The organism is Vogesella sp. EB, assembly GCF_001037925.1.
GTDB classification, from domain to species: Bacteria; Pseudomonadota; Gammaproteobacteria; order Burkholderiales; family Chromobacteriaceae; genus Vogesella; species Vogesella indigofera.
Genome location: NZ_LFDT01000065.1, coordinates 1 through 695 on the forward strand (window position 1 = coordinate 1; position 695 = coordinate 695).

The 695-nt window shown below is 58.1% G+C and carries 1 pseudogene; it reads right to left on the reverse strand.

Annotated elements, in window-relative coordinates:
- Positions 1-695, reverse strand: a pseudogene (locus tag ACG97_RS16740) (IS3 family transposase); the annotation flags it as partial.

Genomic DNA, 695 nt, shown 5'->3' on the forward strand with positions numbered 1-695 from the left:
ACGTCGCCATACCGCCATCAACAAGGCATTCAGCACCTGTTCCCTATCGATGCGTGATTGCATCGACCAGCCAATCACCTGTCGCGAGAACAGGTCGAGCACCACGGCCAGATATAGCCATCCTTCATGTGTGCGGATGTACGTGATGTCAGTCACCCAGGCTTTATTCGGTGCATCCACGGTGAACTGGCGCTGCAGGTGGTTCGGCGCCACCACCGCGGGCCTGCCACGGTAATGCCCAGGACGGCGGTGATAGCCGGTTTGTGAGCGCAGGCCCTCCCGTTTCATCCAACGTGCCACATGATGTTTACCACAGCGTTCGCCCAATGCCTGCAGGTCGTCATGCACCTTGCGGTAGCCATAGATACAACCACTCTCCAGCCAGGCCTGTTTGATTTGCCCCAACAAGCGCTGGTCTTCGCTGGCGCGAAGTGAATGCGGGGAAGCTTTCCAGGCGTAGTAGCCACTGGGGTGCACAGACATGACGCGACATAGACGTCGAACAGGAAACTGCTGCTCATGAGTCCGGATGAAGGCATGCCTTACCCGGACTCCTTGGCAAAGTATGCGGCGGCCTTTTTTAGGATGTCGCGCTCCTCGGTCATCCGTTTCAGCTCTGCCTTGAGACGGCGGATTTCAGCTTGCTGGTCAGCAGATTCGGCCGGTTTCGCGCGCTTGGGGTCGTAGCGTTTCAG